Source organism: Streptomyces ossamyceticus (assembly GCF_001418475.1).
Taxonomy (GTDB): domain Bacteria; phylum Actinomycetota; class Actinomycetes; order Streptomycetales; family Streptomycetaceae; genus Streptomyces; species Streptomyces ossamyceticus.
This window is the reverse complement of sequence record NZ_LIQX01000260.1, coordinates 1-7,306: the sequence shown is the minus strand read 5'-3', so window position 1 is coordinate 7,306 and position 7,306 is coordinate 1. Positions and strand designations below refer to the sequence as shown.

The following is a 7,306-nucleotide window of genomic DNA, read 5'->3' as shown; positions in this document are numbered from 1 at the left end:
CTCCCGTCACCCCCGTCACCCCCGTCACCCCCGTCAACACTGTCACCGCTGTTCACGGCGGCGGTGACGGGAGTGCCGCGAGGCTCCGGGCCGGATGGCGAGGGCCCAGGAAGGCGACGGTGCCCTGGCCGAGGAGGGAGGGGTGCGTCGCCCGGGTCACTCCCGGTGGCGCGGCCGCCAGCCGTTCACCGGTGACGTCACGGCCCCGGGCGCCCGGCCGTACGGCACGTCACCGCCTCCGCCACCGCCACCGCCTCCGCCACCGCCTCCGTGGTGACGGACGCCTGCTGGGCTTCTACGCCCTGCCGACCGAGGCGGATCCGCCGGAGCTGGACCTGGCGTTCGTCGCGGACGACACACAGGGCGAGGGCTACCGGCGGATGGGCGCGGAGCGCGTGGGCGCGGTCGGGCCCACGCCGCCGAAGGTCACCTGGGAGCGGCCGGAACTGTGGTTCGCGGTCGCTCGACCTCCGGCCCCCTGAACACGGCGGGCCGCCGGGCCGTACCCCGTGCCACACGCCCCGGCGTCGCCGGCCCCTGGGGGGCGGCCCGGGGAGGAGAAGGACAGGAGCGACCCGATGGCGGACAAGATCTTCACCGTGGACGGAATGACCTGCGGCCACTGCGCCACGAGCATCACCGAGGAGGTCGTACGCGTGGCCGGCGTCACGGCCGTCGACGTCGACGTCAGGTCGGGCCTGGTGATCGTCTCGGGAGACAGGGTCGAGGACGCCGCCGTACGCGCGGCCATCGTCGAGGCGGGCTACGAGGTCGCGGAGGTCGTACGCCGAACGGCGGCGTGAGCGACCCGAACGAGCGGCCTGAACGCGCCTGAGCGGAGGCCTGATCGCCTGCCGGGGGGGTGGCCCGTGGGTCTTTCCCCAGGGCCGCCCCCTACCAACGATCCGGCCGCCCGGACCACCGCCCCGTCGCCCCGTCGCGCGCCCCCCGGCTGTCGGCCGCGCTGGTGGTACGGCGCTCAGATGTCCCGGAAGAGACCAGCGAACGTGGTGACCTGCCGCGATGAGTGACTTGTAGTCGATGACCTGCGCGAATGATCTTTCGGCTGTTTCACGCTCGTGCCGCTTGATGGGCCCGGAAGTCCCAGAAAAGTCCCAGAAAAGTCCCAGAAAAGTCCCAGGGGACTCCCACTGCTGGCGGGTGTCTTTCGGCTCTATACGGCAGTACGGGCAGTCGAACGGTCTCGTTTCCAGCGCGGGTGGTGGAGCCTGAATGTCGAGTGACTGGCTCTCGGCCGATGCCTTGCGGGATGGTGGTGTCCTGAGGATCGACGACGACTCTGCGGCCGCTGGTGGCGGTGAGTCGGCAGCGCCCGCCGGCCCCCGGATGCCCACAGCGAGAGGCCCGTCGCGCGGGCCGGGCGGGCGAAGGGTCATGAGCTGATCAAGGGGCTCGTCGCCGAGTGCTGCGTTCGGATCACCGACCCTCGGGATGGCGTCCCGCGTGGTGGTGTAGGCGATCACCGTGTGGGTGTGCGCGGGCGGATGCCCTGGGCGTGCATCCGGTGATGGCCTCCGCTCCCTGCGCATGAGGCAGGCCACCGTGCAAATCTCCCTGGTGAACGGCCAGTTCAACCCTGGAGGTGCCCGATGGCCTTGTCCCAGTCCGACCTACAACGCCTGCTGGAGTCACTACGCACGGCGGGCGGGATCGAGCTCGTCCGCAACGTCGCGGAGCGCATGCTGCAGGAGCTGATCGAGGCCGAGCTCAGCGGCCGGATCAGCGCTCAGTGGAACGAGCACACCGAAGCCCGCACAGCCTTCCGCAACGGCCACCGGGAGAAGACCCTGGCCACCCAGACCGACGACCTGGACCTGGCGATACCGAAGCTGCGCAGCGGCAGCTTCTTCCCCAGCCTGCTGGAACGGCGCCGCCGCATCGACCAGGCCCTGTACGCGGTGATCATGGAGGCGTATGTGCACGGGGTGTCCACGCGCTCGGTCGACGACCTGGTCAAGGCGCTCGGCGCGGACAGCGGCATCTCCAAGAGCGAGGTCTCGCGGATCTGTGGTGACCTGGACGAACAGCTCACCATCTTCCGCAGCCGGCCTCTGGACCACAGCCGCTTCCCCTACCTCTACCTGGACGCGACCTACTGCAAGGTGTGTGTGAACCACCGGATCGTCTCCCAGGCCGTGGTCATCGCCACCGGCATCAGCGAGGACGGCGGCCGTGAGGTGCTGGGCGTGATGGTCGGGGACAGGGAGACCGAGGCGTTCTGGAGCGAGTTCCTGCACTCCTTGCGCGAACGCGGCCTGGGCGGGGTCCGTCTGGTCATCTCCGACAGTCACAGCGGCCTGGTGGCCGCGATCCGCAAGGCGGTTCGGAGCGGTGCCCCGGGTGATGCGTCAGCGTCCGTCGCGGCCGTCGGAGTCCTCGGCGGGCGCGACGTCCTGCCCGGCGACGAGGGCCAGGATGCCCACCGCGTTCGCGGCCTTCTCTCCGAGTTGCTCATCGGGCAGGTGGCTCAGCAGCCGCAGGGCATCGGTGACCAGCGCGTCGACCAGTTCGGCGCGGGCCTGCTCGTCGTTCCAGGTGATGCGGGGCTTGCCCGGGTCGTTGTAGTCGTGTGCGGTGCACTGCACCGCTGCCACTTCAGCGGCCCCGGGAACGTTGCGGAGCACCGCGCGGACGGCGGCGATGATCTGAGTGACGGTGTCCTGCGCGGCGACCGCGTCGTCCAGCACGGTGGAGTCCAGGGGCCCGGCGGTGCTTGCCCCTCAGCACGCCGGTGGCCTTCACCACCTCGCGCACGGCCTCGAAGATACGGTTCGGGCGGGCGGAACGGGCCAGCCGGCGGCGGAAGTAGGCCAGCAGCGACGGATCGAACGCTATATCGTTCAGGCCCAGCCCGCATGCGGCCTTCCACCGCGGGTCGCACCGCAGTTCCTGGACCGTCTCGAAGTCCGACAGCCCGTGCAGGGCCTGCAGTGTGATCGCGGCGGCCAGGACTTGCGGCGGCATACTGGGCCGCCTGTTCGCCGAGGGATACATGTCCGCGAACATCTCCCCGATCGACGGCGACGAACTGGACGCCTGGTGATACGGCCCCGACGGCGTCGACGGACCCGCCCCGAGGTCGACCTGACCGTGTCGCCGTGCGGGGCGGCTCCATGTCGGTCGGCACCGTGGTGCTGGACCGGCGTTGTGGCGGCTGGGGGGAGCGGTACGGGTGACAGACGAACCGTGACACGAGTGTGGCACGCGGTTCGCCCTGGCAGGGGTTGCCTCTGGGGGCCGCCTGGTGGCGGCATCGACTACGCTGTCACCGTCGCGTAGCCGCAGCCAGTGCTCCGGTTCAAGGCCCTTGACGATCTCCGAAGGCCCGTGGAGGAAGCCGTGACCGCCGAACTGCCCGACTGGATGATCCCGCCCCGGCCCAGTGGCTGGGAGGCGGACGACCTCGACAACCTTCCCGAAGCGCCGCGGCACACAGAGCTTATCGACGGAGCCCTGATCTTCATGATGTCGCCGCAGCGTTCCTGGCATTCCAGGCTGGTGGAGAACCTCACCTTCGCCCTGCGACAGGCAGCTCCCGAGGGCTTCGAGGCCGAGCGGGAGATGACCGTTCGCCTCGACCTGAAGAGCCGCCCCGAGCCCGACATTCTGGTCTCCACCGCCGCATTCGATCCTGACCGCACCTGGTACGCACCCGAGGATGTCGCCCTGGTCGTCGAAGTCGTCTCAGAGGAGTCGGCGGACCGCGACCGATCCCTGAAGCCCTTCAAGTATGCCAAGGCCGCGATCGCGCACTTCTGGCGCATCGAGGACGAGGCCGGTGCCCCTACCGTCCACACCTACGAGCTCGATGTAATGACCAGTTCCTACGTGGCGACCGGGATCCACCGTGGCCGGCTCAAGGTGTCCGTCCCGTTCCCCGTCGACATCGATCTCGACGCCCTCGTGCCGGGAGCCAGCCGCGGTTGAGGGCGGGACTCATGTCGGCGCTTCCTGTCGGCCGTGACGCTCGTTTCACGCTCGTGGCCCCTGAAAGCCCGTCCGCCGGACGGGAAAGCTGCACTTGACCTGCAGCTTTTGTCGGCCCTGTCCAGGCTGACACCGTTCCGATGACCTTGCACGTGGAGTGCGTGGCCATTCTTGAGCCTGCGGACAAGGGTGCCTGACCTGCGGTCTTGTTCTCGGTGGTCGAAACGGAGCAGCACCCGAAGTGGGGGCGTTCCACAGCGCAGCCGCACCGTGTCTGCGACGCCGGGCGGAGCCGGCCGAGGCAGACACGGTGCGGCAGCGCTGTGATCGACCGTGGGGACAGGGTGCTGTTTCACGACCAGCACGGTGTCCTTGCGGAACCGCATGCGTCGCTGGACGGCGAGCGCAGGTCCGAGGTGGTCGATGATGCGGTCGGCTGCGGACTTGGGCACCCCGAACAGCGGTGCCGGCTGGTGTGGGGTCAGGTCGGTCCGCCGGTACGCGGCGACCAGCAGCACGCGGCCCTCGAGCGGCAGCCTCCACGGCTGGCCCTTGCGCACCGGATCCGCACCCTCGCGCCGCAACGTGGTGATCGGCTTGCCGAACTGACGCGGGCTCAGCCCGGTGAACGGGGCGGGTTCTCGAAAGTCAGCGGCGATGCCACGGCAGGGCCGCCGGGTAGGCGTCCTCCTCGCCGGCCTGCTTGAGGGAGGCCACCACGGTGGCGGTGATGGTGGTGAGTTGCTCCACCTGTTCGGGGCTGAGGGAGTCGAACACCACGCGGCGTACGGCAGCAGCGTGGCCGGGGGCGACCTTGGTCATCAACTCCATGCCGGCATCGGTGAGTTCGGCCAGCTGTCCGCGTCCGTCGGCCGGATCCTCCCGGCGCCGCACGTAGCCCGACTCCTCCAGACGGATCACCGCGCGCGTGAGGCGGCTGCGGGTGAACTTCAACTGCTCGGCGAGCAAGGACATCCCCAGGGCGCGGTCGGGTGCCACGGACAGGCGGGCCAGGAGGCTGTAGTCCGCGTGCGTCATGGCCGCGTCGCGCCGCAACTGCTGATCGAGGTAGTCGTTCAGCAGCGTCGAGCAGTCGAGGTAGTTGATCCAGGCTCGCAGCTCTTCGGGAGCGAGCCACCGGGAGGACGTCATGGTGGCCACTCTAACCGAGGTGTTTGCCTGATCAAACACTAAGGAGTAGCGTCCCGCATGTTTGAGGAATCAAACGCCTGCCGTTCTGGCGCTGCACCTGTCGTTCTTGAGCTCTCCGCAGGAGGTCCCCATGCCTGGTTCCGTCCCCGAAGTCGTATCGTCCGCCCCGCCCGCGCCGCGCTCCCGTGGCCTGACCGTGGTCGCGGGACTTCTCGCGGCGGCTGTCGTGGCCGTCCTCGCTAACGTGGTGGTCGCGCTGCTCGCCCGCGCGGCGGGGGCGTCGGGCGATTTCGCTCCGCTGCACCTCTCCGCGTACGGGCCGCTGACGGTGTTCGGTGTCGTCCTCGGCGCCATAGGCTGGGCGGTCGTCCGTCGTGTCGCCAAGAACCCGGCGGGGCTGCTGCGGTGGCTGGTGCCCGTGCTCGTGGTCGTGTCGTTCGGGCCCGACCTGTCCCTGCTCGGGGGCGGTACGCCCGGCAGTGGGCCGCTGGCCGTCGCCGCGCTGATGGTGATGCATGTGGTGGTCGCGGTCGTCGCCGTCGCCGCCTATCGGCGCGTCCTGCCGCTGCCTGTCCGCTGACGCCGCCCGGCGTGCGCGACGTGCCGGCTGCCGACTCTCGGCTGTCGGCGGTGTCCCGGGGGCCGGGACGACCGAGCTCCGGGACACCGCTGCGCAGGGACGGTCGTGCACGTCTTCCGTCCGCGTGACGGTCGACCGTCTTATCCACAGCGTGGATAACCCGGATACGGGATTCGGATCGCGCAGGGGATGGCACCGGCGCTTCGGCGCCCCCATAGTCGTCGCTACCGCACGCCGCTGTCCGGATGGCGCCGGCGTGCGGGCTCCCCCGGCATGCCGTGCGCCGTCGGCGCCCGTGAGGCATGCCCACTCCCATACACCGCTCAATGGAGTCGCCATGCCCGGTTCCGTGCCCCCGCCGCCTCACGCGGCGGTCGATGCCACCCCTCCGTCAGCCGTCGCCGTCTCGGGCCCGGCCCATCTGCTGCGGGTGACCCTTCTGATGGCGGGTAGCTGTCTGCCGATCCTGGGGGCGGTGCTGATCGCCCCGGTACTGCCGAAGATGCAGGACCACTTCGCGTCGGTCCCGGGGGCCAAGGCGCTGGTGCCCCTCGCACTGACCGTCCCGGCGCTGGCGCTGGCGCTGCTGGCCCCGTTCGCCGGGGTGATCGTGGACCGGGTGGGCCGCAAGCGCCTGCTGGTCGTGGCGACCGTCCTGTACGCGCTGTTCGGCACGGCACCGCTGTGGCTGGACTCGCTGGGCGGCATCATCGCCAGCCGCGCCCTGGTCGGCGTCGCCGAGGCCGCGATCATGACGTGCTGCACGACGCTGATCGGCGACTACTACAGCGGTCACCGGCGGGTGAAGTACCTCGCCCTGCAGACCATGTGCGCCTCCGCGTCGGCCACCGTCTTCTTCGTGCTCGGCGGGGCCGCCGGATCGGCTGGCTGGCGCGTGCCCTTCTGGGTCTACGCCGTCAGCCTGCTGCTCGCCCCGCTGATGGCAACCGCCCTGCCCAACCCGGCGGCCCGCGCGGGCGGCGAGGAGACTCCGGCCGGGACGGAGGCCCGCCGCGCTTTCCCCTGGCGGCAGTTGGGCGGCATCTGTGCCCTCACCTTCTTCGGGGCGATGGTCTTCTACACCGTCCCGGTGGAGATGTCGTACCTGCTCGACGATCTCGGGGTGGAGAACACCGGCGTGATCGGACTGGCCACCGCGATCGCCAGTGCCGCGACCGTGGGCGGAGCGGTCACCTTCGCCCGGCTCAAGCGTTCTCCCGCCCCGATGCTGCCCGTCGTCTTCGCGGTCTGCGCGGTCGGCTTCGGGGTGATGTCCCTCGCGGGCAATGCCCCGTTGCTGGTCATCGGGGCGGTCGTCAACTGTGTGGGCACCGGCATGCTGCTGCCCGCCCTTCTCACCAGTGCCATGTCCCGCCTGGCGTTCGAGGACCGCGGCCGCGGGACCGGGCTGTGGACGGCGGCCTTCTTCGGCGGTGAGTTCATCTGCCCGCTGGTGTTGCTCGCCGGGGAGTCCGCGGCCGGCAGTCTCGCCGGTGCGGTGGGCGTGCTGGGGCTGGCCGCCGCCCTCGTCGCGGCGGGGCTGTGGGCGGCCCGCCGCCGGGTGGGTGCCGTCGATCCCCGGCCGTTGCCGGAGCAGTTGGTTTAAGAGCTCCGAGCAAAATGGGA

Annotated in this window: 6 protein-coding genes and 3 pseudogenes; 6 read left to right on the top strand and 3 right to left on the bottom strand. The window is 70.4% G+C overall.

The window, feature by feature from the left end; translation table 11 throughout:
• Window positions 1-191 precede the first annotated feature (191 nt).
• The 3 genes and pseudogenes from AOK15_RS44065 to AOK15_RS42360 all read left to right on the top strand — a co-directional run.
• Window positions 192-482 carry a hypothetical protein gene (locus tag AOK15_RS44065; protein WP_055518797.1) on the top strand — a complete coding sequence of 97 codons (291 nt, stop codon included), beginning with the start codon at window positions 192-194 and terminating at the stop codon, window positions 480-482.
• 96 nt (window positions 483-578) lie between these two features.
• Window positions 579-803: a heavy-metal-associated domain-containing protein gene (locus AOK15_RS20085; protein ID WP_055518795.1), complete on the top strand. Its 225-nt coding sequence runs from the start codon at window positions 579-581 to the stop codon at window positions 801-803.
• Between the two features lie 807 nt (window positions 804-1,610).
• Window positions 1,611-2,357: pseudogene (locus AOK15_RS42360) on the top strand (IS256 family transposase); the annotation flags it as partial.
• A 15-nt stretch (window positions 2,358-2,372) separates the two neighbouring features.
• On the opposite strand, the pseudogene AOK15_RS20070 reads toward AOK15_RS42360, so the two are convergent.
• Window positions 2,373-3,030: pseudogene (locus AOK15_RS20070) on the bottom strand (transposase); the annotation flags it as partial.
• A gap of 354 nt (window positions 3,031-3,384) precedes the next feature.
• On the opposite strand from AOK15_RS20070, the gene AOK15_RS20065 reads away from it, so the two are divergent.
• Window positions 3,385-3,948 carry a Uma2 family endonuclease gene (locus AOK15_RS20065; protein WP_055518799.1) on the top strand — a complete coding sequence of 188 codons (564 nt, stop codon included), beginning with the start codon at window positions 3,385-3,387 and terminating at the stop codon, window positions 3,946-3,948.
• 314 nt (window positions 3,949-4,262) lie between these two features.
• Here AOK15_RS20065 and AOK15_RS42355 read toward each other — a convergent pair.
• A pseudogene (locus tag AOK15_RS42355) lies at window positions 4,263-4,607 on the bottom strand (transposase family protein); the annotation flags it as partial.
• A complete protein-coding gene (locus AOK15_RS20060) occupies window positions 4,597-5,100 on the bottom strand; it encodes a MarR family winged helix-turn-helix transcriptional regulator (RefSeq protein WP_055518789.1) in 504 nt (167 codons plus the stop codon). The pseudogene AOK15_RS42355 and the gene AOK15_RS20060, both read right to left, overlap by 11 nt.
• A 130-nt stretch (window positions 5,101-5,230) precedes the next feature.
• On the opposite strand from AOK15_RS20060, the gene AOK15_RS20055 reads away from it, so the two are divergent.
• Both AOK15_RS20055 and AOK15_RS20050 read left to right on the top strand, forming a co-directional pair.
• Window positions 5,231-5,680 carry a DUF6069 family protein gene (locus AOK15_RS20055; protein WP_055518787.1) on the top strand — a complete coding sequence of 150 codons (450 nt, stop codon included), beginning with the start codon at window positions 5,231-5,233 and terminating at the stop codon, window positions 5,678-5,680.
• A 337-nt stretch (window positions 5,681-6,017) separates the two neighbouring features.
• Window positions 6,018-7,286, top strand: a complete 1,269-nt coding sequence (locus AOK15_RS20050; RefSeq protein ID WP_055518785.1) for an MFS transporter — start codon at window positions 6,018-6,020, stop codon at window positions 7,284-7,286.
• Window positions 7,287-7,306: the final 20 nt, after the last annotated feature.

Bases quoted from the DNA above. Each gene is read 5' to 3' on its own strand.
- AOK15_RS20060 (WP_055518789.1), bottom strand. From the start codon at position 5,100: ATGACGTCCTCCCGGTGGCTCGCTCCCGAAGAGCTGCGAGCCTGGATC.
- AOK15_RS20050 (WP_055518785.1), top strand. From the start codon at position 6,018: ATGCCCGGTTCCGTGCCCCCGCCGCCTCACGCGGCGGTCGATGCCACC.
- AOK15_RS20085 (WP_055518795.1), top strand. From the start codon at position 579: ATGGCGGACAAGATCTTCACCGTGGACGGAATGACCTGCGGCCACTGC.
- AOK15_RS20055 (WP_055518787.1), top strand. From the start codon at position 5,231: ATGCCTGGTTCCGTCCCCGAAGTCGTATCGTCCGCCCCGCCCGCGCCG.
- AOK15_RS20065 (WP_055518799.1), top strand. From the start codon at position 3,385: ATGATCCCGCCCCGGCCCAGTGGCTGGGAGGCGGACGACCTCGACAAC.